This window comes from Bradyrhizobium jicamae (genome assembly GCF_018130695.1).
GTDB lineage: Bacteria > Pseudomonadota > Alphaproteobacteria > Rhizobiales > Xanthobacteraceae > Bradyrhizobium > Bradyrhizobium jicamae_B.
The window spans coordinates 74,268-97,615 of record NZ_JAFCJX010000026.1; the positions used below are offsets into that span (position 1 = coordinate 74,268).

General features: G+C 63.6%; 20 protein-coding genes. 10 read left to right on the top strand and 10 right to left on the bottom strand.

Translation table 11 applies throughout. The features are described 5' to 3' along the window. Window positions 1–75: 75 nt before the first annotated feature. On the bottom strand, window positions 76–1,098 hold the full coding sequence (gene dctP, locus JQ604_RS31105; RefSeq protein ID WP_249158919.1) for a TRAP transporter substrate-binding protein DctP: 1,023 nt from the start codon (window positions 1,096–1,098) through the stop codon (window positions 76–78). Between the two features lie 51 nt (window positions 1,099–1,149). Continuing rightward, window positions 1,150–1,857 carry a GntR family transcriptional regulator gene (locus tag JQ604_RS31110; protein WP_212364517.1) on the bottom strand — a complete coding sequence of 236 codons (708 nt, stop codon included), beginning with the start codon at window positions 1,855–1,857 and terminating at the stop codon, window positions 1,150–1,152. 129 nt (window positions 1,858–1,986) lie between these two features. Between JQ604_RS31110 and JQ604_RS31115 the strand changes: the two genes are divergently transcribed. Further along, window positions 1,987–2,793: an SDR family NAD(P)-dependent oxidoreductase gene (locus JQ604_RS31115; protein ID WP_212364518.1), complete on the top strand. Its 807-nt coding sequence runs from the start codon at window positions 1,987–1,989 to the stop codon at window positions 2,791–2,793. On the opposite strand, the gene JQ604_RS31120 is transcribed toward JQ604_RS31115, so the two are convergent. Genes JQ604_RS31120 through JQ604_RS31135 form a run of 4 tightly spaced genes read right to left on the bottom strand, consistent with a single transcriptional unit; the run spans window position 2,790 to window position 7,060 of the window. Continuing rightward, on the bottom strand, window positions 2,790–3,488 hold the full coding sequence (locus JQ604_RS31120) for a molybdate ABC transporter substrate-binding protein (RefSeq protein WP_212364519.1): 699 nt from the start codon (window positions 3,486–3,488) through the stop codon (window positions 2,790–2,792). The genes JQ604_RS31115 and JQ604_RS31120 overlap by 4 nt on opposite strands. 5 nt (window positions 3,489–3,493) lie before the next feature. Continuing rightward, entirely contained in the window at window positions 3,494–5,608 is a 2,115-nt protein-coding gene (locus tag JQ604_RS31125) for a xanthine dehydrogenase family protein molybdopterin-binding subunit (RefSeq protein WP_212364520.1), read from the bottom strand. After that, window positions 5,605–6,075 (bottom strand): (2Fe-2S)-binding protein, encoded by a 471-nt coding sequence (locus JQ604_RS31130; protein WP_212364521.1) that lies wholly within the window; start codon window positions 6,073–6,075, stop codon window positions 5,605–5,607. The genes JQ604_RS31125 and JQ604_RS31130 overlap by 4 nt, the downstream gene beginning before the upstream one ends. 10 nt (window positions 6,076–6,085) lie before the next feature. Beyond that, complete coding sequence (locus JQ604_RS31135; RefSeq protein ID WP_212364522.1) at window positions 6,086–7,060, bottom strand: tripartite tricarboxylate transporter substrate binding protein; 975 nt, start codon at window positions 7,058–7,060, stop codon at window positions 6,086–6,088. Between the two features lie 149 nt (window positions 7,061–7,209). Between JQ604_RS31135 and JQ604_RS31140 the strand changes: the two genes are divergently transcribed. The 5 genes from JQ604_RS31140 (at window position 7,210) to JQ604_RS31160 (ending at window position 13,542) form a co-directional block, all read left to right on the top strand. Continuing rightward, window positions 7,210–8,295: an ABC transporter substrate-binding protein gene (locus tag JQ604_RS31140; RefSeq protein WP_212364523.1), complete on the top strand. Its 1,086-nt coding sequence runs from the start codon at window positions 7,210–7,212 to the stop codon at window positions 8,293–8,295. Window positions 8,296–8,300: 5 nt separating this feature from the next. Next, complete coding sequence (locus JQ604_RS31145; protein ID WP_212364524.1) at window positions 8,301–9,674, top strand: MmgE/PrpD family protein; 1,374 nt, start codon at window positions 8,301–8,303, stop codon at window positions 9,672–9,674. A gap of 6 nt (window positions 9,675–9,680) precedes the next feature. Further along, window positions 9,681–10,433, top strand: a complete 753-nt coding sequence (fabG, locus tag JQ604_RS31150; protein WP_212364525.1) for a 3-oxoacyl-ACP reductase FabG — start codon at window positions 9,681–9,683, stop codon at window positions 10,431–10,433. 163 nt (window positions 10,434–10,596) lie between these two features. Continuing rightward, window positions 10,597–12,693 (top strand): molybdopterin oxidoreductase family protein, encoded by a 2,097-nt coding sequence (locus JQ604_RS31155; RefSeq protein WP_212364526.1) that lies wholly within the window; start codon window positions 10,597–10,599, stop codon window positions 12,691–12,693. A 66-nt stretch (window positions 12,694–12,759) separates the two neighbouring features. Then, complete coding sequence (locus JQ604_RS31160; RefSeq protein ID WP_212364527.1) at window positions 12,760–13,542, top strand: enoyl-CoA hydratase/isomerase family protein; 783 nt, start codon at window positions 12,760–12,762, stop codon at window positions 13,540–13,542. Here JQ604_RS31160 and JQ604_RS42060 read toward each other — a convergent pair. Further along, on the bottom strand, window positions 13,525–14,805 hold the full coding sequence (locus tag JQ604_RS42060; protein WP_212364528.1) for an O-antigen ligase family protein: 1,281 nt from the start codon (window positions 14,803–14,805) through the stop codon (window positions 13,525–13,527). The two genes, JQ604_RS31160 and JQ604_RS42060, sit on opposite strands and share 18 nt — an antisense overlap. Before the next feature lie 60 nt (window positions 14,806–14,865). Between JQ604_RS42060 and JQ604_RS31170 the strand changes: the two genes are divergently transcribed. Further along, complete coding sequence (locus JQ604_RS31170) at window positions 14,866–15,675, top strand: ABC transporter permease (protein WP_249158921.1); 810 nt, start codon at window positions 14,866–14,868, stop codon at window positions 15,673–15,675. 2 nt (window positions 15,676–15,677) lie between these two features. Continuing rightward, window positions 15,678–16,463, top strand: a complete 786-nt coding sequence (locus JQ604_RS31175) for an ABC transporter ATP-binding protein (protein WP_212364530.1) — start codon at window positions 15,678–15,680, stop codon at window positions 16,461–16,463. Here JQ604_RS31175 and JQ604_RS31180 read toward each other — a convergent pair whose 3' ends face one another. From JQ604_RS31180 to JQ604_RS31190, 3 genes are read right to left on the bottom strand one after another with little or no spacing between them, the layout of a single operon-like run. Further along, window positions 16,464–17,462, bottom strand: a complete 999-nt coding sequence (locus tag JQ604_RS31180; protein ID WP_212364531.1) for a glycosyltransferase family 2 protein — start codon at window positions 17,460–17,462, stop codon at window positions 16,464–16,466. Between the two features lie 38 nt (window positions 17,463–17,500). After that, entirely contained in the window at window positions 17,501–17,929 is a 429-nt protein-coding gene (locus JQ604_RS31185) for a GlcG/HbpS family heme-binding protein (RefSeq protein WP_212364532.1), read from the bottom strand. Window positions 17,930–17,934: 5 nt separating this feature from the next. Next, window positions 17,935–20,934, bottom strand: a complete 3,000-nt coding sequence (locus tag JQ604_RS31190; protein ID WP_212364533.1) for an FAD-binding and (Fe-S)-binding domain-containing protein — start codon at window positions 20,932–20,934, stop codon at window positions 17,935–17,937. 171 nt (window positions 20,935–21,105) lie between these two features. Between JQ604_RS31190 and JQ604_RS31195 the strand changes: the two genes are divergently transcribed. Both JQ604_RS31195 and JQ604_RS31200 read left to right on the top strand, forming a co-directional pair. Continuing rightward, window positions 21,106–22,302, top strand: coding sequence for a pyridoxal-phosphate-dependent aminotransferase family protein (locus JQ604_RS31195; protein ID WP_212364534.1), 1,197 nt, complete (start codon window positions 21,106–21,108; stop codon window positions 22,300–22,302). A gap of 32 nt (window positions 22,303–22,334) precedes the next feature. Beyond that, window positions 22,335–23,132: an enoyl-CoA hydratase/isomerase family protein gene (locus JQ604_RS31200; protein ID WP_212364535.1), complete on the top strand. Its 798-nt coding sequence runs from the start codon at window positions 22,335–22,337 to the stop codon at window positions 23,130–23,132. Window positions 23,133–23,348 lie beyond the last annotated feature (216 nt).

Consider the following 23,348-nt stretch of genomic DNA (forward strand, 5'->3'; position numbering starts at 1 on the left):
ACGGCGCTTTGAATCGCTTCGGAGGCGCGGGAAGGGGCCGGACCGGAATCGTCCGGCCCCTTCAATCGCTGGGCGCTAGTTTACGGCCTCGATGCGCTTGACCATCGCCGCGTATTTGGCGCCGTATTTGTCCCAAACCGGCTTCACCGCGTCCTGGAACGGCTTCTTGTCGATCTCAGTGACGATCTCGGTGCCGATCGATTTCATCTTTTCGAGCGCGGCGTTCTCGGCCTCGTACCAGAGCGCACGTTGCTCCTGCTGCGCTTCCTTTGAAAGCTTCTTGATCAGCGCTTGATCGTCCGGTGACAGCTTTTGCCAGGAAATCTTCGAAAAGACCAAAAGCTCGGGAATGATCAGGTGCTCGGTCATCGTGAAATACTTGGCGACCTGGTAGTGGTTCTGCGCCACGAATGAGGGGGCATTGTTTTCGGCGCCGTCGATCACGCCGGTCTGCATCGCGCTGAAAACCTGATCGAAGCCGAGCGCGATGCCATTGCCCCCCAGCGCATTCATGGTGTCGACAAACAGCGGATTGCCGATCATTCGGATCTTGAGGCCCTTGAGGTCGGCGATGGATTTGATCGGCCGCTTGCTGTTGTAGATGTTGCGCGATCCGGCGTTCATCCAGCACAGCGCGACCAGTCCGGTCTTCTCGTTGGCGGTGATCTTCGCCAGCAGTTCGTCACCGATCTCGCCGTCGATGACCTTCTCCATGTGCTTGGAGTCGCGGAACACGAACGGCATGTTGAAGACGTTGACATCATCCACGACGGGGCCGACGGCGCCCACCGAAATGCGGGCAATCTGCAGCGCGCCGAGCTGCGCCTGCTCGATCATCTCCTTCTCGCCGCCGAGCTGCATGGAAGGGAACATCTGGATCGTCAGCCGGCCGTTCGTGGCGGTCTCCAGCTTCTTGCCCATCCGCATCACGGCTTCGACCGTCGGATAGCCCAAGGGATGAACGTCCGATGCCTTCAGCACCATCTTCGTCTGGGCCAATGCAGAGGACATCGGTGCTGTGGTCGCCATCGCGGCTCCGAGCCCTGCGCCCAGCTTGATGAAGTCTCGGCGGCCGATGCCTGAATAAGATGCCGTCATGTCGTTTCCCTCCGTGAATGCACGGCCGGTGTCCGGTCCGTGGTCGTATGGCTAGTTGGGTTGGTCGAAGAACTCCGGATTGCTGCTTTGCGTCGAGGAGATGTCGGCGAGCAGGCGTTCGATATGCTTGGCCATCGCAGCGCCGGCGGCGACGGGGTCGCGCGCCTCGATCGCGACCATGACGCGCTCGTGCTCGGCGATCACCTCGGCCATTCGTCCCCGCACCGGCAACGTCAGCAGCCGAAAACGATCGACATGGACCTTGACCTGCAGGATCAGCCGCCAGATGCCGGGGTATCCGGCGATCTCCGCGATTGCGGCGTGGAAGGCTTCGTCGGCCTGGTGGAATGCTGAGCGATTGTCGGCGGCGTCGGCTTCGCGCTGGGCCTGCAGGATCGCCTGCAGGCTGAGGATCTGGCTGGGACTTGCGCGCTCGGTCGCCATCCGCGTCGTGGTTTCCTCGAGCGATCGGCGCACGATGATGGCTTCGGGCAGCGCCGCCATCGGAATCCGCGAGACGAAGATGCCCGATTGCGGGAAAATCTCGAGCAGGCCTTCGTCCGACAGTTTCAGGATGGCTTCGCGCACCGGCGTGCGGCTCACCCCATAGGACAGGGCGATTTCGGCCTCCGAGATCGCCGCGCCGGGGCGGCGCTGCAGCGAGACCAGTTCCGCGCGAAGCTCCTGGTAGATGCGCGCTGATGCCGTGGCCGCGCGCGGCCGGCCAACCCGGCGCGGGCCGCCGCGACGGGACGTCATCTCTGGCTTTTTTGGCGCGCCCGCGGGCATTCCTGCTCCCAAAATTGATATATTAGTATATGAATTGGAATCAGAAGGCAAATCCGGGATTGGTGCTGTCCCCGGATTCTCGGGAGTGGGAGTTTTGACGTGACTGATTATCGCAAGCTGTTCGATCTCACCGGCAAGACGGCCGTCGTGCTGGGCGCCGGGTCTGGCATTGGTAAATCCTCGGCCGAGGCGCTGGCCTCGCTGGGCGCTGAGGTGCTGTGCGCAGATCGGGCGCAGGAGGATGCGGAAGTAACCGCGGCGGCGATCCGCACGAACGGCGGCAGCGCTGCTGCTGCCGCCTGCGATGCGGCCGATCGCGGCAGTGTCGAGGCGCTGGCCGCGAAGGCGATGCAGCAGTTTCCGCGGCTCGACATCGCGGTCACGACGCCCGGCCTCAACATCCGCAAGACCATCCTCGACTACACCGAGGAGGATCTCGACCGCGTCATCAATCTCAACATCAAGGGTACGGTTTGGTTCTTCCAGTCCTTTGGAAGGATCATGGTCAAGCAGCAAGGCGGCAGTCTGATCGCGTGCTCGTCGGTGCGTGCGGTGACCATCGAGCCGGGGCTGGGCGTCTATGGCTCGACCAAGGCCGCGATAGGGCTTTTGGTGAAGGGCTTTGCGTCGGAGGTCGGTCGTTCCGGCGTCCGCGTCAATGCGATCGCACCGAGCATTGCCGAGACGGCGCTGACGGGACCGTTCAAGCAGCGGCCGGACATCTACAACCTCTATGCCGGCCACACCGTATTCAACCGCTGGAGCAGCGCCGACGAGGTCGCGACCGCGGTGGCTTACCTGGCGTCGGACGCTGCGAGCTATGTCAGCGGCAGCACGCTGTTCGTCGATGGCGGCTGGACTGCGGTCGACGGTCCGCCGACCGGCCTGACGCAGCTGGCGCGTTAGCCGACGAAGCCCGAGCGGCTGCGCAGGTCCTGCGCGGTCGCAGCGGTCAGCATCTCGATGAGTCGCTGCGCCGGCTGGGCTGCAGTGGCATGCGTCGTCACCGCAGCCGTGTACATCGTCGCGAGCTCGCAGCCCGGCGGCAGCGAGCCGGACAGCTTGACGCCCTCTGTGCTGATGATTTCGGTCGCCTGCGTGCAGCCGATGGGACGCCGCGATCCGGATTCGGCCAGATGCCGCATCGCGGTGGCGCCGTTCGGAAAGATTCTGAGGCGACCCTCGACGTCATTCGTGATGCCGAGCTGGTCCAGAACCTTCGCGACGTGAATTCCCGCGGTTGACGCCTTGGTGTCAGGCACGAAGATCTCATCCGCGTTCAAGAACGCTTGACGCAACGCATCAGCGTCGGGGGCCTCGGCCCGCGGGTCACGGACGCGGACGGCGAGGGCCGTCTCCACGCGTCCCACATCCTTGATCGAAGTCCGGCTCACCAATCCTTCATCGGCCAATTTCGCAACCAATGCGGCCGTCAGGATGATGATATCTGTCGGCGCGCCCGCGCGCAGCTTGTCGGCCATGGCGCCGACTGCGCCGAAATCACCGGTTATGTCGACGCCGGTCTCGGCCTTAAAAGCTTGCGCTAGGCTTCCGACCAATCCTTGCGCCGCGCCACCGCTCAAAATCTTCAACGTCGTCATTGGCTCTATTCCATCGCCGCGATCAGGCTATCGCGGTTGATCGGGAGGTTGCGGATGCGCACGCCGAGGCAGTCGAACACCGCATTGGCAATCGCTGCGGTGACTGGCCCGTGCGCGGCTTCGCCGGCGCCGACGGGATCGAGCTCCGAACGCTGGATCAATTCGACCTCGACGTCCGGGACCTCAGTGAAGCGCAGGATCGGATAATCCGACCAACTCGTGCTGGTGATCCGCTGCTGGTCGAAGCGGACGCGCTCCTTCAGCACCCAGCTCGTGGCCTGGATCGCGCCGCCCTCGATCTGGTTGATCACGCCGTCCGGATTGATGGCCTCGCCGACATCGACTGCGAGCGTTAGCTTTCTGACGCGGATATCCTCATCGCCCTCGATCTCGGCCACGACAGCACAATAGGCGCCGGTGTTCTTGTAGCGCGCGAAGCCGATGCCGTGGCCGATTCCGGGCGTGCGCTCCGGCTTCCAGTTCGCCCGCTTTGCGGCGGCACGGATGACATCCCTGGCGCGCTCGTCGCGCAGATAGCGAAGGCGGAAGGCGACCGGGTCCTCAGCGCGTTCGGAGGCGATCTCGTCCAGAAAGCATTCGATCGCGAAGACATTGCCCTGCGCGCCCAGCGTCCGCAGCGCGGAGGTGCGGATCGGCATCGTGAGCAGCCGGTGGCTTTCGATCGTCCAGGCCGGGAAATTGTAGAGCGGGATCGCGTTCCGATCCGCGCCGCCGCCATTGGCCTGCGGCGGATTGCTCGAGATCATCCGCGGAAACGGCTTCTCCAGTTCGAAGCCCGCGAGCAGGGCAGGCTGTGTGGCACGTCCGGGACGGGCGGCGTGGCCGTTGCTCCAGACCGCGTGCCGCCAATCGACGATCTCGCCGGCCGGATCGAGATCGGCCTCGATCTCGATCGCCATCGCCGCGCCGAACGGCGCTTGCGACATCTCATCCTGCCGCGACCATTGCACCCGCACGGGGCGACCGCCGGCGGTCCGGGCGAGCAAGACGGCGTCGAGCGCGACATCGTCAGCAGCGTTGTGGCCATAGCAGCCGGCGCCTTCCATGTGCTCGACGGTGATGTTCTCGACCGGCAAGTTGAGAACGAGCGCGAGATCGGCGCGCAGGAGATAGACGCCCTGGCTGTGGGTCCAGACGTGCACCTTGTCCCCGGTCCATTGTGCGATTGCGCAGGACGGCGCGATCGATGCATGTGCGATGTAGGGGCGGGTGTATTGGCGCCGGATCGTGCGGGCCTTGGTCGCAGGTGTCGGCGCAGGCCGCGTATCGATCACGGTCAGCTCCGACGGCTCGGCCTTCAGGAACGACGCCAGATCGTTCTCATCCGGCAGCGCATCGCCTTCCGACCACACCGCAGCTTTACCCAGCGCCTGCAGGGCGATCTCCGCGCCGTTCTCGGTCTCGCTGACAACACCGCAAAAGCGTCCGTCACGCACGATTGCGACGAGGCCGGCCGTGGTGCGGGTCGTTTCGTCCTTCAGTGCGATCAGGCTCGCCCGCGCGTTGTCCGGCCTTAGCACGCGGCCGTACAACATGTTCGGCAAGACCTGATCCTGGATGAAGGGCGGTCGGCCGAACACCTTGTCGGGAATGTCCAGCCGCTCGACGGAATGCCCCGCCAGCGAACGCTGCGCGATCGCCTTTGCGCTTGCACCGGCCGTCGCCTCGCGTTTGAGATCGACATCTTCAGCCAGTTCCCAATAGCTGGTCCTGACATTGCCGGGCCCCGAGATCGTACCGTCTTCGACCGAAAGCGTATCGGCAGCGACACCGAGCCGGTCGGACGCCGCGACAAGGAAGATCCGGCGAATTTCGGCACAGGCGTGGCGCAGAGCGCGGCCCGATTGCTGTATCGAAAGGCTTCCGGAGGTGACGCCCTCGTTCGGGCTCATCGCCGTCGAGGCACGCACCATGCGGACGCGCGCGATGTCGACGTCGAGTTCGTCAGCCGCGATCTGCGCCAGTGCCGTCACGATGCCCTGGCCGATCTCGACCTTTCCCGGCGACACCAGCACATGCCCGTCGCGCGAGAATGTCAGCCACGAGGACAGCAATGGATTGGCCGCGAGGCTCACGGGCAATTTCGGAGGGGCGTTCATCTGGCCGCCATCTCCGCAGCTGCGCGCAGCACGGCGCGCACCATCCTGTTGTGCGCGCCGCAGCGGCAGAGATTGCCGTCGAGCGCGCGCTTCACGTCGTCTTTCGACGGTGAAGGGTTTTGCTTCAGCAACGCCGCTGCGCTGATCAGGATGCCTGAGACGCAATAGCCGCATTGCAGCGCCTGCTCGGCGATGAAGGCGCGCTGCAGCGGATGCGGATGCTCGGCGCTGCCAAGTCCCTCCAGCGTCATGACCTCCTTGCCGGCAACCGACCACAGTGGCATATCGCATGAGCTCACGGCGCGACCGTCGACCATGACGTTGCAGGCACCGCATTCGCCGGCACCGCACCCGAAATGCGGTCCGGTCACCGCAAGCGATCCGCGCAGCACATCCAGCAACATCCGGTCGGGATCGGTGTCGACATCTCTCTCGACGCCATTGAGGCGGAATCGAACGCTAGGCATTTGCAGCCTCTTATTGGGTCTTGTCGAACTTCTTGACCACCTCGGCCCATTTCACAATATCGCCGCGCAGGAATTTGTCGAATTCCTCCGGCGACATCGCCATCGGCACCGCGCCCTGGTCGGTCCAGAGTTTGACGATATCAGGCCGCTTGATTGCGGCGTTCACCGCCGCGTTGAGTTTGTCGATTACCGGCTTTGGCGTTCCCGCCGGCGCCATCAGGCCGAGCCAGATCGTCGCCTCGTAGCCGGGAACGCCGGCCTCGATCACGGTCGGGACATTCTTCAGCACGGTCGAACGCGCCGTGCCGGTGGTCGCGAGCGCACGGACCTGATTCTCTCCGATGTTCGGCGCCATCGCCGGCACCGCGTCGATCATCATCTGCACCTGGCCGCCGATGACGCCGCTGCGCGCCTCGCCGCTGTTGCGGTAGGGCACATGCACAAGGTCGATGCCGGCCATGGTTTTGAACAGCTCGCCGGCCATGTGGTAGGGCGTGCCCTGACCCGAGGAGGCATAATTCAGCTTTCCCGGCTGCGACTTCGCAAGTGCGATGAATTCCTGCAGCGTCTTGGCGGGCACGGCCGGATGCACCACGATGACGAGATCGGAGTAGTTCACCGGCGCGATCGGTGCCAGATCACGCATCAACTCGTATTTGCGCTGCGGCACCAGCGATTCATTCGCGGTCTGGGTATTCGACATCATGAGAAGCGTGTAGCCGTCGGCCGGCGCCTTCGCGACCTCGAGCGTGCCGATCACACCGCCAGCGCCGGTGCGGTTTTCGATCACGAAGGGCTGACCGAAGCTCTCCTGCAGGATACTGCCGATCTGGCGTGCAGTGACGTCGGCGGGGCCGCCGGGCCCGAAGGGAACAATGATCTTGACGGGCCGGTTCGGATAATCCTGCGCAGCGGCCGGCAAGCCTGAGACCGCTACTGCCAGCAGAGCCGCGACCAATGCCAGCACAAATCCTGGGCTCGCCATCAAATTCTCCCTCGACTTTAGTCTTCTTTCTTGATTGCAAGTCTAGCGGCAACGTAAACCACCTGTCGACGACAGACTCCGTCTCCCGCATAGGAATAAAAGATAGGGAACGGTGTACTTAAACTTCGCCATTCACGAGCGGGGATGACATGAGGAAACGACTCATAAGGAAGCGTCTCGGGATTTCGCGCCGTGATGTCCTGAGGGGCACCGGCGCTGCGCTGGCCAGCGTTGCGTTTTCGACGCGGGTGATGGCCGCGGCACCGCCGGCTGAAGCTGTTACCCCGGCGCTGATCGAGGCCGCCAGGAAGGAAGGCCAGGTCATCTACTACACCTCGACCGACCTGCCGGTTGCCGAAAAGCTGGCAAAAGCCTTTGAAGCGAAATATCCGGGCATTGCGGTGCGGGTAGAGCGCACCGGTGCCGAGCGCGTGTTCCAGCGCATCGGCCAGGAGTACTCCAGCAACATTCATGCGGTCGACGTCGTCAATTCGTCCGACGCCGCGCATTTCATCGTCTGGAAGCGCGACGGCATCCTGGCGCCGTATGTTCCCGAAGAGGTCGCAAAATTCTATCCCGACGAGCATCGCGATCCAGATGGCCAGTTCGCGAGCTTCCGCGTCTGGCTCTCGATCATCGCCTATAACACGAGCTTGGTGAAAGCGGAGGAGGCGCCGAAGAGCTTTGCCGATTTGCTCGATCCGAAATGGAAGGGCAAGATCGTCAAGGCGCATCCTGGCTATAGCGGCACCATCATGACCGCGACCTACCAGATGCAGCGCGATCTCGGCTGGAGCTTCTTCGAGAAGCTCGCCAAGCAGAACATCATGCAGGTACAGTCGTCGGCCGATCCGCCGAAGAAACTCGACCTCGGCGAGCGCGCCGTGATGGCCGACGGCAATGAGTACAACATCTTCCAGATGAAAGAAGCGGGCCGTCCGGTCGAGCCGGTCTATGCCACCGAAGGCTCGCCCTTGATCATCGGACCAAACGGCATCTTCAAGGACTGCCCGCATCCCAATGCCGCAAAGCTGTTCCAGTCGTTTGCGCTGAGCCGAGAGGCGCAGCAGCTGATCATCGATGTCGGCGGGCTGCGCTCGGTGCATTCGCAGACCGCGGAGAAGGCCGGTCGCAAACCGCTGAAGGACATCAAGACCATGAAGGATGATGCCGCCGCCGTGGAACGCGAGGGCGAGCAGATCAAGTCGCGTTATACGCGCATCTTCCGCGTCTGACCGGCATGGGCTCCGAACTGCCAAAAATCTCCGTCGCCGAAACGCTGGCGGAGAGGATCGCGGCGCTGAAGCCGGGCGCTCTCCCTGCCGCGACCACGCGCAAATGCGAGGATCTGCTGATCGATGTCGTCGGCCTCTGCGTCACCGCGCGCAACGAGGATTATGTCGGCAGTGCCCTTGCGGGCTCGGACGATGATGGTCCATGCACGGTGATCGGCCACGGCCGAACGCTGACCGCCGCGGGTGCGGCGTTCGTCAACGGCACGGCCGCGCATGGCGAGGATTTCGACGACACCTTTGAAGGCGGTCCGGTGCATGCCGGCGCGGTGGTCGTACCTGCGGTGCTCGCAGCTTGCGAGCGGCACAATCCGGACGGCCGCATGGCGCTGATCGGGATTGCTGTTGGCACCGAGGTACTGTGCCGGCTCAGCCTGGTGGTGCCGAAGGCGGTGCACAAGGCGGGATTTCATCCGACCGCAATATTTGGCGCAATGGGCGCCGCCGCCGGTGTCGGCGTGGCGCTCGGGCTCAACGTACGACAGATCGTCGACGCGCTCGGCGTCGCCGGCAGCATGGCTGGCGGGATCATCGAATATCTCGCCGAGGGCGCCTGGACCAAGCGGATGCATGCAGGCTGGGCCGCGCAATCCGGCATTCGCGCCGCGCTGCTTGCGCGCGGCGGCTTTGTCGGTCCGCGGACCGTGTTTGAAGGCGTGCACGGCCTGTTCCACGGCTTCGCGCACACGACCAAGGGCGACTACGAGGCGTTGACCGGCGATTTCGGCACGCGATGGGTGACGGATACGCTGGCCTTCAAGCCCTATCCCTGCGGAACGATGGCGCAGCCTTATATCGACTGCGCGCGCCGGCTCCGCGCACGCGGCATTACGTCCGAAGATGTCGCCGAGATCGTCTGCGAGGTGGCCGAGGGGACGGTACATCGGCTGTGGGAGCCGCTTGCCGACAAGCAGCGTCCGCCCAACGGTTATGCCGCCAAATTCGCTACTCCCTATCTCCTCGCCGCCGGCTTTGTTCATGGCGGCGTCGGGCTCGGCGCCTTCACCGAGCAGGCGACCCGGGATCCGCGGGTGCTGGCGCTCGCCGCGAAGGTGAAATTCGTGATCGATCCCGGCAATCCCTATCCAAACAACTACACGGGCCACATCCGGGCGACGCTGAAGGATGGCCGGGTCGTCGAGGAACGGCAGCCTCATATGCGCGGTGGCGCGCTGGAGCCATTGACGCGGCAAGATGTGATCGACAAGTTCATGCTCAACGTATCGCACGGCGGCTGGAGCAAGCCGCAAGCCGATGCCGCCCTGAAGCTGCTGGCTGGATTTTATGATGGTCGCATCGATCTCTCACCGTTACGTGGATAGGGTCTGATGACCAAAGAGCTCGCAGGCAAAGTTGCGATCGTCACCGGTGCCGGCCGCAATATCGGTCGAGCGATCGCGCTCACCTTGGCAGATGGCGGCGCGTCGGTGCTGGTCAATGCACGGAGCAATCGCGCCGAAGTCGAAAGCGTCGTGCGCGAGATCGAGGCCGCCGGCGGCAAGGCGGCTGCTCATCTCGGCAATGTTGCCGATGCCGCGGCCGTGCAGGCGATGGCAGGCCAGGCCATGAAAGCCTTCGGCCGTATCGATTTCCTCATCAACAATGCGGCGCTTCGGCGCGAAGCCGCCTTTGCCGAGATGGACTATGCGGCGTGGCGCGAGATCCTCGATGTCACGCTCGATGGCACTTTCCATTGCGTCAAAGCCTGCCTTCCGGCGCTGCGGCAGAGCGGGGCAGGGACGATCGTCAACATCGGCGGACTCAGCGCGCATACAGGTGCGAAAAACCGCACCCATGTGGTGACGGCCAAGGCCGGCATCATCGGCTTCACCCGCGCGCTCGCCCATGATCTCGCTGACGACGGGATCACCGTGAACTGTGTCGTTCCCGGCCTGATCGGGACGCCGCGCCCAAAGGACAAGCCGGAACCGGCGCATCATCTGACGCACCAGACGATATCAGGCGAACGAGGCAGGCCGGAGGACGTAGCCGCCACCGTACGCTTCCTTTGCAGTCCGGCCGCGCGATACATCAACGGCCAGGCGATTCACGCCAATGGCGGTGCCTATTTGGGCGGCTAAAGCCCTTCGCGCTTTAGCCGCTTATGTGAGAGCATGATCTTTTCGGAAAACCGCTTCACACTTTCCGGATCATGCTCCGACGCATGGCTTGTGCCCGGTTTTTGGGGGCTGTGGCCGGATAATACCCTCGGCGAAAAGGTCAATTGATGTTACCAATTTCGTCATGAACCAGCACGCCAAGATCGACATCCGCCATTCCACCTGTCCGCATGATTGCCCTTCGGCCTGTGCGCTGGATGTCGAGGTGATCGAGGGCCGCTCGATCGGCCGGGTCCGCGGCTCCAAGAAGCAGACCTATACGGCCGGCGTGGTTTGCGCCAAGGTGGCGCGCTATTCGGAGCGCATCCACCATCCCGACCGGCTGCTCTATCCGATGCGCCGCACCGGCCCGAAGGGCTCGGGACAGTATGCGCGGATCTCCTGGGATGAGGCGCTCGACGAGATCGCAGCGCGATTCGATGCGGCCGAGCGCGAGTTCGGCGCGCAGTCGGTCTGGCCCTATTACTACGCCGGCACGATGGGGATCGTGATGCGCGACGGCATCAACCGTCTGTCGCATGTCAAGAAATACTCCCGCTTCTACCAGACGATCTGCGCCAACATCGCGCGCGTCGGCTTCGCGATCGGCACCGGCAAGATCGCCGGCGTCGATCCGCGTGAGATGGGCGTCTCCGATCTCGTGGTGATCTGGGGCACCAATCCTGTCAATACCCAGGTCAACGTGATGACGCATGCGATGCGCGCCCGCAAGGAGCGCAACGCCAGGATCGCCGCGATCGACATCTACAACAACGACACGATGAAGCAGGCTGACATCAAGATCATCCTGCGCCCCGGCACTGACGCAGCGTTCGCATGCGGCGTGATGCACGTGCTATTCCGCGACGGTTTTGCCGATCGCGCCTATATGGACAAGTACACCGACTGTCCGGACGAGCTTGAGGCGCATCTGAAGACCCGCACGCCCGAATGGGCGTCGAAGATATCAGGCGTGCCGGTGGAGGAGATCGAGGCGTTTGCGCGACTGGTCGGTGAGACCAAACGCTCGTTCTTCCGCCTCGGCTATGGCTTCACCCGCAGCCGCAATGGCGCCGCGCAGATGCACGCTGCGTTGTGCATCCCTGCGGTGACCGGCGCCTGGCAGTATGAAGGCGGCGGCGCCTTCTTCAACAATGCCGCACTCTGGAAGTTCGACGAGTCCGTCATCGAAGGCCACGACGCGATCGACAAGACGACCCGCTGGCTCGATCAGTCCAAGATCGGGCGCATCCTCACCGGTGATGTCGAGTCGCTCAAGAATGGTCCGCCGGTCAAGGCGATGCTGATCCAGAACACCAATCCGATGACGGTCGCGCCGGAGCAGGCATTGGTGCGCCAGGGCTTTGCCCGTGAAGATCTGTTCGTTGCGGTCCACGAGCAGTTCATGACCGAGACGGCGCAGATGGCCGATATCGTGCTGCCTGCCACGATGTTCATGGAACACGACGACCTCTATTACGGCGGCGGGCACCAGCATATCTCGGTTGGGCCAAAGCTGATCGATCCGCCCGGTGAATGCCGCAGCAACCATCAGGTGCTGCAGGGCCTCGGTCGTCGCCTCAATGCCGAACATCCCGGCTTCGAGATGACGCCGCGCGAGTTGATCGACGTGACGCTGAAGAAAAGCGGTCACGGCGACATCGCGGGGCTGGAGGCCGATCTCTGGCGCGACCTGCAGCCGGATTTCCGCACCTCCCATTATCTCGATGGCTTCGCGCATCCCGACAAGAAGTTCCACTTCAAAGCCGACTGGACCAAGCCGCCCTACGGCAATCCCGGCCTCGGTCCATGGGAGCAGTTGCCGGCGTTGCCGGATCATTGGGCGATCATCGAGGAAGCCGACGCACAGCACCCGTTCCGCCTAGCGACCTCTCCGTCGCGCAGCTATCTCAACACGACCTTCAACGAGACGCCGGGATCGCAGGCGCGCGAAGGCGTGCCAACGGTGATGATCCACCCGGAGGACGCGGCCGCGCTCGGCGTCGCCGATGGCGACGCGGTGACGCTCGGCAACATGCGCGGCGAAACGACGTTGACCGCAAAGCTGTTCGACGGCTTGTGTCGAGGCGTCGTGATCGCGGAATCCGTCCACCCGAACAAGGCGCATCTCGGCGGCCGTGGCATCAACATGCTGACGGGGGCCGACGTGGTCGCCCCGATTGGCGGCGTCGCATTCCACGACAACAAGGTCTGGATCAGGAAGGCCGCGCCGGCCGTCTAAATCCACTTGCAGTCGGCGCCGATCCTGCCGCAAATGTGCGCTGACAACAGCGGACAGGCAGCAAACATGACCGACAACAGCAGCGTCATTCTCGAAAAGCGCGGGCAGGCGTTCTGGATCACCATCAACCGGCCGGACAAGCGCAACGCGCTGAACGCCGACGTCATCGCGGGCCTCACGAAAGGCTATCGCGACGCCCATGACGACAAGGACGTCCGCGTCATCGTGCTGACCGGCGCGGGCGACAAGGCGTTCTGCGCCGGCGCCGATCTGCAGAACAGCGGCGCGGCCTTCTCGATGGATTACTCCCGCCCCAATGTCGATTATGCCGACCTGCTGCGGCTGTCGCAGAACGCGACCAAGCCGGCGATCGCCCGCGTCGGCGGCGTCTGCATGGCCGGCGGCATGGGATTGCTCTGCATGACCGACATGGCGATTGCCGCCGATCACGTGATCTTCGGCCTGCCCGAGGTGAAGGTCGGTGTGTTCCCGATGCAGGTGATGAGCCTGTTGCAGTCGATCGCGCCGCCGCGGCTCGTCAACGAATGGGCGCTGACCGGTGAGCCCTTTGATGCGAACACCGCGCAGGCAGCTGGTCTCCTGAACTACGTCGTGCCCACGTCCGAGCTCGATGCCAAGGTGGAATGGCTGATCAGCCGCATCGTCGACAAGTCGCCGACCGCGATCCGCCGCGGCAAATACGCGATGCGCGCGATCGCCTCGATGTCGTTCGACGAGAGTATCGCCTACACCGAGAGTCAGATCGCACTTCTCGCGATGACTGAAGATGCCAAGGAAGGCCTCAAGGCGTTCGGCGAGAAGCGCAAGCCGTCATGGCCGGGACGGTGACGGGGCGCTCCGCGATTTCGCGCGAAGCACCATCCCGCCGGTCACGCCGACGCCAAGTACGTAAATCCATCCCTCCTGGAAATCGGCGAGATGGGAGTTGAACAGCGAGCTGACGATATTCTGAACCACGATCAGGAAGCCCGCCCAGCTCGCCCATCCACCGCCGCGAAACAGCAGCAGATGCGATAGCCACATCGCATAAAGCGCGAGCATGCCGACCAGTCCCCATTGGATACCGGCATAGAGTGTCTGATTGTGCGGATTGCCGGTGACTTCGGCCGCGACGCCGGTTTGATTGACCGCAGCGCGCTCGAACAGTTTCTCGATCGAACCGGTACCGTGCCCGATCAGTGGCGCCTCGCGAATGAAGGCCAACGATTTGCGCCAATATTCAGAGCGGATCTCGATCGAGGTCGGCGTGTTCTCGGGTTCGTAAAGCCGGTAGGGTGGAAGCAGGCTGGCGGTTTTGGCGCGCAGCGCGGGCGAGATGGTCCAGCTCAAACCTCCAAGCAAGGCGAGCACCCCGAGTGCAACAAGCACAGCGCGCCATGACATCCGATGCAAAACGATCATCGCCACGATCACGGGCAGCGTCACCAGCACCGTTCGTGAGAGATTCACGAACGCCAGGTTGGCGATGAACCCAAGCGCGACGATGATGAGCAGGCCTGTTTCCAGGTATTTTCGTCGCTGCAGCAGGACCGTGATCGGCCAGGCCAGTCCGAGCACGCCAAGCGCAAAGACGTGACTCTGGTCGATGTGATTCTTCACGACGACGCCGGGCTCCATGTACCATTTGAGCGTCAATGCCGGCGCGAATCCTACGATCCAGGATGCCAGCATCAGCAGCGTCGACGACGCCACGAACGCGATCAGCACCCAGCTGCCACGCGTTGTGCGCGAGAAATGATAGAGCAGCAGAGGCAGGAACGTGAGCTTCAGGGCCTGGCCGACGGCCTGGTACCGCGCGTCCCATGGCGCCTCGGACCAGAGGGCCCCTGCAAACGCCAGCACGAGCAGGATCAGCGGCGTGGTGCTGACGGGATTTCTCAGTGAGCGCAGAAATGCGCCTGGATCGAACGTCCACATCAGCGCGATGGCCCAAAGCACTGCAAAAATAAGCACGCCGGTCGTCGACCACGGCAGGAATATTGCTATAAGGACGGCCAGCAGGTCGACATTGAGAATGCGCACTGCCGGGTCGTGCCGAGCCGCGAGGACGAACGATAGCCAGGATGCAGTTTGGTTTGTGTCCTGTTTCACCAGGGCCTCGGTGCCGATCGCTTTAGGATGGAGCTATGTATCATTTTTGGGGGCATCGCGTTGCTCGAGCGACAAGAGCGCGTTAGCCAGCTCGGTCTCGCCGTTGCGGACTTTGCGGCTGCCCTGCGGCTTTGGCCACTCTGGACCCGACTCGGCTGGAACGACATCCTCTATCGCTACAGGCGCTCCACGCTGGGGCCGTTCTGGTCGACCGTGAACGTCGCGGTCACGGTGATCGCGCTCGGGTTGGTCTATTCGGAAATATTCAAGCTGCCGGTGCGGCAGCTGATGCCATTCGTTTGTGCAGGACTGATCGTCTGGAGCTTCATCAGTGCGATCCTGCTCGAGGCCGGCGGCCTGTTCTCGGGCTCGGAGAGCTATATCAAGCAGGTCCGCTTGCCCTATACGCTCTACGTCTTCCGCTTCGTGTTCAGCAAGATCATGCTGTTTCTGCACGATATTCCGATCTACCTCGTGCTGCTGCTCTACTTCCAGATTTGGCCCGGACTTGCCCTGGCGTGGGCGATTCCCGGATTCGTGCTGCTTTCGATCAACTGCACATTCGCAAGCCTTGCCATCGGCATGGCGTCGGCGCGCTTTCGGGACATTCCGCGCATCATCGCCAGCCTGACCCAAGTCCTGTTCCTGGTCACGCCGATCATCTGGATGCCGGATCTGCTCGGCTCGCGCCACATGCTGGCGGCAGGCAATCCGTTCTTTCATCTGATCGAGATCGTTCGCGCGCCGCTGCTGGGCATGGCGCCGTCGACGGACACGATCATGGTGATGCTGGCGATGACCGTGCTCAACATGCTGGTCACGGCAACCGTCTTCCTGCGCTTCCGTGCGCGCATTGCCTACTGGATCTGACGATGGGCGCCGCGGTCGACAGCAGCGAAATCGTGAGCCTGGAGCAGGTGCGCATCACTTTCCCGGTCTACCAGGCCGGTGCGCGATCGCTCAAGAAACGCGTGCTGTTTCACGGCTCTGCCGGCAAGATCGGACGTGATGCCAACGATCATATGGTGATCGAGGCGCTGCGTGACGTCTCGTTCTCGCTCAAGGCCGGCGACCGTCTGGCGTTGATCGGCACCAACGGTGCCGGCAAGACGACCTTGCTGCGCGCGATCGCCGGCATCTATGAGCCGCTGCAAGGGCGCCTGATCACGCGCGGCCGGATTTCGCCGATGTTCGACATCACGCTCGGCATCGACGGCGACCTCAGCGGTCTCGACAACATCCACTTGCGCGCGCTGCTGCTCGGCCTGTCGCCGGCGGAGATCGAGCAGCGTATGGCCGATATCGTCGAGTTCACCGAGCTCGGCGACTATCTCGACATGCCCGTGCGCACCTATTCGGCGGGCATGATCCTGCGCTTGAGCTTTGCGGTGGCGACCTGCTTCGAGCCCGATATTCTTCTCATGGATGAATGGATCCTGGCCGGAGATGCTCATTTCATGAGCAAGGCGGAGGTTCGCATCCAGAGCTTCGTCGAGCGGGCGCGCGTGATGGTGCTGGCGTCACACAATCTCGAGCTCTGCCGCCGCTGGTGCAACGTCGGACTGTGGCTCGACCGTGGCTCGGTGAAGGAGTTCGGGCCGATCGATCAGGTGATCGAGCGGTATCAGCAATTCGTCGCTGGCGTGCAGCCGCACTAATTACTGCCGAATCAGGCCGAGCCGGTAGCTCCAGTGCATGATGAACTGGCGGATCAAATACGGCGCCATCGCGCGAAATATCTGGCGCTGGCCCGGGATCTGCCCGAGTGATCTCAGCCGCAGCGCCTGCATCTCGGCGCGGCCGCGTTCGTAATCCTTGCTGGTTTTCTGGTCGTCGTGGACGCGGAAGCAGGCGAGGAAGCGGCGGATGTGCACCATCTTGAAGCCGGCGGCTTCTGCGCGCAGCATGAAATCCCAATCCAGCGCGTAATGGAAATCGGTGTTCAAAGGCCCGATCTTGTCCCACACGCGCCGCCGCCAGAACATGGTCTCCTGCGGCACGTAGCCGGCGAACTTCAAGGCCTGGCTGTTATGCGCAGGCAGCACGGCGCGGCCGACCTCAGAGCCGGCATAGTCGATGAAGATGCGATGGCCGTAGAGGATATCGACGTCGTTCCGCTCCGCGAAGTGGTTGGCGACGATCGCGAGCGTGCCTGGCAGGAGCGTATCGTCGCTGTTGAGGTAAGCCATCACGTCGCAATCGGCGTCGGCAAATCCTCGATTGATTGCGTCGGCCTGACCTTCGTCGCGTACACTGCGCCAGGAAATCCTGTCGCCATAACTCTCCAGGATGTTGGCGGTGTCGTCGGTCGATCCGCCATCCTGGACATGATAGAACAGATTTGGATAGTCCTGCGCCAGCACGCTGTCGACGGTGGCGCGCAGGAAGCGGGCGTGATTGAAGCTGGGCGTGACGATGGCGATCCGCGGTGGCCGTTGCGGCAGCGGCGGTGGCGAAGGCAGCCGACCGAGCTGGAGCGGATACGGTGCGTGCTGCTCGAACGTCCACATCGGCGGACGCAGCCACAAGCGCCGCAGATGGGCGCGCGATCGCGCATAGGCCTGCTTGAGCGTGTGCTGCCCGCTTTCGAGCGCGTCGATACGCTTCTCGATCGCATCGAGCCGCCGCAGCAACTCCTGCTTGAGGTCGTCGCTCATGCCGTCACGATCCGTGGGCGCCTGCCTGAGCGCCGCCTCTAGCCGGCGTTGGCCTTCAGGCCGGCGGCTTCGATGCCGGCGACGGCGCAGATCTCGTCATTGTCGGAGGTGTCGCCGCTGACACCGACGGCGCCCAGCAAGGTGCTGCCGTCGAGGATCAGCACGCCGCCCGGCACCGGCACCAGGCGGCCTTGCGCCAGCGTGTTCACGGCGTCGACGAAATAGGCCTGCTCCTGTGCGCGCTGGAACAGGGCGCGCGAGCCCATGCCCATCGCAAGCGCGCCATAGGCCTTGCCATGCGCGATCTCGGCCCGCATCAGGCTGGTGCCGTCCTGCGCCGCGGTGACCTTCACGGCGCCGCGAGCGTCGAGAATGGTGATAACCAGCGGCTTCAGCTTCTTCTCGACGCCCTTGGCCAGCGCGGCGTCCAGGATCTTGCGGGCGACGTCGAGGGTGAGCTGGGACATGGGTTCTATTCCTTTGCGGGCAATGACTTGTCGGAATGCGGTGTCGCACAATTGAGGCTCATCGCCAAGACGCGAGAAACATGAAGTGGATCACGTCCGCTTCCGTCCTTGATCTGGTGGCGGCAGGAGGTGCCGTCGGCGACGATCAACGTGGCGGCGTCAGCACGCCGGACCGCCGGCAGCAACGACAATTCGGCCATCTCGATCGAGGCGGCATAGGTCTCCGCGCCGTAGCCGAAGGCACCGGCCATGCCGCAGCAACTCGACTCCACGGTCTCGACGGCGAGATCCGGGATCAGCCGCAAGACCTTCTCCACCGGCTTGAATGCGCCGAAGGACTTTTGGTGACAATGGCCGTGCACCAGCGCTTTTGCGGTGATCGCGCCGAGCGGCAGGCTGAGCCGGCCGGCTTCGGCCTCGCGCACCAGGAACTCCTCAAATAACAGGGCGTGGGCGCTGAGCGTGCGCGCAGTGTCGTCGGAGCGGAGCGACAGCAATTCGTCCCGCAAGGTCAGCAGGCAGCTCGGCTCGAGCCCGACGATCGGCACGCCGCGCGCGGCAAACGGCGCGTAGGTCGCGACCAGTCGATCGAGTTCGGCGCGGGCCTCATCGACCAGACCTGCGGACAAGAAGGTTCGGCCGCAGCATAGCGGCCGGGCATGATCGGCAGGTTTCGGCAGATACACGCGGTAACCGCCGGCAATGAGCACCTCGAGCGCCGCGTCGAGGTTCTCGCGCTCGTAGTGGCGGTTGAAAGTGTCGGCGAACAGCACGACCTCGCGCCCCTCGGCCGGGCCAAACGTTTCGGCGTCGGGAGCGAATATGTCGCTCCGGAACGCGGGCAGGGCGCGCTTGGCGCTGATGCCCGCAAACTTCTCAAACAGCGCACGAAGCAATCCGCTGCTGTTGCGCAAATTGGCAAGCGGCGCAAAGCGCGACGCAAGGCCGGCATAGCGCGGCAGATAGCCGACCATGCGGTCGCGCCACGACAAGCCGTGTCCGGCAGCGCGCGCGGCCAGTACCTCGATCTTCATCTTGGCCATGTCGACGCCGGTCGGGCATTCGTGGCGGCAGGCCTTGCAGGAGACGCAGAGTTTCAGCGTCTCCATCATCTCGTCGGAGGAGAGCGCATCTGGACCCAACTGACCGGAGATCGCTAGCCGCAGCGTGTTGGCGCGGCCGCGCGTGACGTCCTTCTCGTTGCGCGTCGCGCGGTAGGACGGGCACATCACGCCGCCCTCGAGCTTGCGGCAGGCGCCGTTGTTGTTGCACATCTCGACCGCGCCCTGGAAGCCGCCGCCGGCACCCGGATAGGATGACCAGTCGAGCACGGTCTTCATCTCGCCGACGCGATAGTCCGGTGCAAAGCGGAACAGCGATCGGTCGTCCATCTTCGGGGGATCGACGATCTTGCCGGGATTGAGCGTGTTGCCGGGGTCGAAGCGCTGCTTGACCTCGCGGAAATCGGCGACGAGGCGCGAGCCGAACATCGTTTCGTGGAATTCCGAGCGCACCAGGCCGTCGCCATGTTCGCCGGAATGCGAGCCTTTGTATTCGCGGACCAGCGCGAAGGCCTCCTCGGCGATCGCGCGCATCGCCTTGACGTCCTTCTCGAGTTTCAAATTGAGCACCGGGCGCACGTGCAGGCAGCCTTCGGAGGCATGCGCATACATCGTGCCGCGGGTGCCGTGCTTGGCAAACACCTCATTCAGCCGCTGGGTGTAATCGGCGAGATGCGGCAGCGGCACCGCGCAATCCTCGACGAAGGAGACCGGCTTGCCCTCCTGCTTCATCGACATCATCACGTTGAGGCCGGAGGTGCGGAAATCGGCAATCGCCGCCTGCATCGCGGGTTCGACGACATCGACCACGCCGCCCCATTTGCGCTGCGGATGATTCCAGCCGAATCCGAGGTCGGCCATCAATTCGGAGAGCTGCTTCAGCTTCTGCAGATTGTCGGCCTGATCCTCTTCCGCGAATTCGACGATCAGCAGCGCATCCGGATCGCCGCGCACGGTCGCTTCGATCACGGGCCTGAACATCGCAATGTCGCGCCCGAGCGCGATCATGGTGCGGTCGACCAGCTCGACTGCGATCGGCCGCAGTTTCACGAGATGCTGGGCCGCGTCCATCGCCTCGTAGAAACTGCCGAAATGGCAGACGCCGAGCACCTTGTTGCGGATCACGGGCCACAGCTTGAGCTCGACTTGCGTGGTGAAGGCAAGCGTGCCCTCCGAGCCGACCAGGAGGTGCGCCATGTTGTTCGGCGCATTGCGCGGCACCAGCGCATCGAGATTGTAACCGCCGACCCGCCGCTGCACCTTCGGGAATTTGTCCGCGATCTCGGCCGCCTCGCGCTCGCCGAGGTCAAGCATGTCGCGGAGCAGTTTTAGCCCGCCCTCCGGCGCGTTGACCTGCGCGAGGTCGCGCGGCACCTCGCCGAAACGCATCCGCGTGCCGTCGACGAGGGTTGCCTCCATCGACAGCGTGTTGTCGCGCATGGTGCCGTAGCGCAGCGATCGGCCGCCGCAAGAATTGTTGCCGGCCATGCCGCCGATCGTCGCGCGCGACGCCGTGGAGACGTCGACCGGGAACCACAGCCCGTGCTTTTTAAGCTGGCGATTGAGATCGTCGAGCACGATACCCGGCTCGACCACGCAAATGCGGTTCGCGACGTCGAGCGAGACCAGCCGGTTGAGGTGCTTGGAGAAGTCGATGACGAGGCCGTCATTGATGGTCTGGCCGCATTGCGAGGTGCCGCCGCCGCGGGGGGTGACGATCCGGCCGTCGTCCCGGGCAATGGCCAGCGCCCGCAGCGCCTCGTCGATGGTCCGGGGCACCACCACGCCGGCCGGCATGATCTGGTAGAACGAGGCGTCGGTGGCGTAGCGGCCGCGGTTGAAGGCGTCGAAGAAGACGTCGCCGGTAATCTCCCGGGACAGCCGCGCGGCAAGGGCACTGATTTCAGCCGAATGTTGAGATTTTTCGGCTTGCTCTGCCGCCATGGGATCGGTCTCGTCGGTTATCCCGCTGTCTTGCCCGCCGGGGTCGGGATTGGCAAGCGAAGCCCTGCTTCTAATGCATTGACGACCCCCGCGCGGCGGGGGACAAACCCGCCGAATAGTGATATGCGGGCGGCTCACTTCAAGACCAAGGCAAGATCGGGAAGGACGCCCATGACCGTGCATACTGGAAGGCATTTTCTGCAGATTCCGGGACCGACCAACGTGCCGGACCGGGTGCTGCGGGCCATGGATATGCCGACCATGGACCATCGCGGTCCGGAGTTTGCCGAAATAGGCTTTGCCGTTCTTTCCGCAATGCAGCGCGTGTTTCGCACCAAGCAGCCGGTGATCATCTATCCGTCGTCCGGAACCGGCGCCTGGGAAGCTGCGATCGTCAACGCGCTGCAGCCGGGCGACAAGGTGCTGATGTGCGAGACCGGCCAGTTCGCGGTGCTGTGGCACGGCATCGCCACCAAGTTCAAACTCGACGTCGACTTCATCCCGGGTGACTGGCGTCATGGCGCCGATCTCGAGCAGATCGAGGCCAAGCTCGCGGCTGACAAGGCGCACAAGATCAAGGCCGTCTGCATGGTCCATAACGAGACCTCGACCGCCTGCGTCACCTATCCGCGCGACGTGCGCAAGATCCTCGACACGACAAAGCATCCGGCGCTGCTGATGGTCGACACCATCTCCGGTCTCGGTTCGCTGGAATATGAGCACGACGCCTGGGGCATCGACGTCTCGATCGCCGGCTCGCAGAAAGGCCTGATGCTGCCGCCGGGTCTCGGCTTCAATGCCGTCTCGGAAAAGGCGCTCGCCGTTGCGAAGGCCAATCCGGCAATGCGCTCCTATTGGGACTGGCAGGACGTCATCAACATCAACAAGGCCGGCACCTGGCCCTATACGCCCGCGACCAACCTGCTGTTCGGCCTGCGCGAGGCGGTGAAGATGCTCGAGGAAGAGGGCCTCGAGAACGTCTTCGCCCGCCACAAGCGCCACAGCGAGGCCACGCGCGCTGCGATCAAGGTCTGGGGCCTGGAGACGCAGTGCCAGGAGCAGGGTGCGCATTCGCCGGCACTGACCGCGGTGCGCATGCCCGAGGGGCATGACGCCGACAATTTCCGCAAGATCGTGCTGGAGAAGTTCGACATGTCGCTCGGCACCGGCCTCAACAAGGTGAAGGGCAAGGTGTTCCGCATCGGTCATATCGGCCACTTCAACGACCTGATGCTGATGGGGACGTTGGCGGGCGTCGAGATGGGCCTTGGCCTCGCCAAGGTGCCGCATCGCGACGGCGGCGTCCTGGCGGCGATGGAGGTCCTCAAAGGACACGACGGCGCGCAGATGTCGAAGGCCGTCGCCTGAGCCGATCCGTCAACGAAGAGAAAGAGCGAGACATGAACGCGCCCGTCACTCCGACTGAAGATCTGATCTATTCTGTCAACGACGGGATCGGGCGGATCATCTTCAACCGTCCGCAGGCGCGCAACGCGCTGACCTTTGCGATGTATGAGCAGATGGCTGCGATCTGCGACGACATCAACAAGGATCGCTCGATCAAGGCGCTGATCCTGACCGGGGCCGGCGACAAGGCGTTTGCGTCCGGCACCGACATCTCGCAATTCCGCGCCTTCAAGACCGCGCAGGATGCGCTCGAATACGAGGCGCGGATCGATCGCGTGCTCGGCGCGCTGGAGCAGTGCCGCGTGCCCGTGATCGCGGCGATCGCGGGCGCCTGCACGGGCGGCGGCGCCGGTATCGCGGCGTGCTGCGACATCCGCATCGGCACCGAGTCGACGCGGATGGGTTTTCCGATCGCGCGCACGCTCGGCAATTGCCTGTCGATGTCCAACATCTCGCGCCTGGTCTCGCTGGTCGGTCCGGCGCGCACCAAGGATCTGATCTTCAAGGCGCGCCTGGTGGAGGCCCCGGAAGCGCTGGCACTCGGCCTGCTCAATGAAATCGTACCCGACGTCGAGACGCTGCAGCGCCGCGCCGACGAGACCGCAAAGCTCGTCGCAAGCCATGCCCCGATCACGCTCGAGGTGACCAAGGAGGCGGTGCGCCGCATCCGCCGCACCCTGTCGCGCGACGAGGGCGAGGACCTGATCTTGCGTGCCTACATGAGCGAGGATTTCCGCGAGGGCATGGACGCATTCCTCAACAAGCGCACGCCCAACTGGAAGGGCAAATAACAATCCTTCCCGCGGGATCGCGATCACGCGGGCGTACACAGGCGCACCACAATTTCACATCAATCGGCGCACTTGACCTGATTGTCCTCGACGTTAGTTCGTGCAGATCGTCTCAGGTTCAACTTGCCGGTGCGTTTATGTTGACGCGCTTGCAAGACGGGGCTTAAGATCGCTGAGGTTGTTGTCGCCGTTTTCCTGTTTCAGTCGATTATTCAG